1 protein-coding gene is annotated in these 739 nt (G+C 38.4%); it reads right to left on the reverse strand.

The features are described 5' to 3' along the window. Positions 1 to 118: 118 nt before the first annotated feature. On the reverse strand, positions 119 to 739 hold a 621-nt coding region (locus R2R70_RS18845), incomplete at its 5' end, for a hypothetical protein (protein WP_410978728.1).

Consider the following 739-nt stretch of genomic DNA (forward strand, 5'->3'; position numbering starts at 1 on the left):
GGCGCAAACAAACGGGGTTTGTTTGAATAACAGGCTTTTGGATGTAGTGAATGAGTCAACTCCTTAATGCTCACTACGTTCCGCTTACCGTTGACTCATGCCATATTTAGATCATGACCTATAGTTCCATCCCTTTATCTTGATTTCGATTTTTCTTTGGTGCATTCTGTTTTTTCTCATTTTCTTCACTGATAAATTTGTTTGCTCCAGGCGCTTCATCCTTATGATCAAAGTATTTTTCAGTGATTTTCAAGTTCATTTTGTTGAGAATATGAGCTTTTGCATAACCGAGCAAAGCTCTATACTCTTTTTGCTTTTCTCCGAAAAAGGTCAAGAAAGCACTAATTGAACGCTTTAAGAAGCGATTCTCTGTTTCAAGTTCTTTCTTTTCAGCTTTCAAACTCCTGTTTTCGCTTTTCAAACGATCATTCTCTTTAGACAATTCTTTTGTTCGGTTGCGTTCACGTACCAACTCATTTTCTAAACTATTATTGTCCTTTCGAAACACCTCGCCCGCTTTAGCAAGGCTTTTCACCTGCTCAAAATCTTCTCTATTCAGCTGAACAGTTTTAGTCAAAAAACCCTTCTCTTTCACTCGTTCTTCGATCTGATCAACCGCCTGCGCTTCAAATGCTGTCTTTTTCAAATCATCCAATCGACCCGAAATCTGATCAACCGCCTGTTCCATCTCTATTTTTTTAAGGCTTACTTCTTTCAGCTTCTCTTTATCCGCTTCTAG

Origin of the sequence: Cobetia sp. SIMBA_158, from assembly GCF_046566945.1 — a bacterium.
GTDB classification, from domain to species: domain Bacteria; phylum Pseudomonadota; class Gammaproteobacteria; order Pseudomonadales; family Halomonadaceae; genus Cobetia; species Cobetia amphilecti.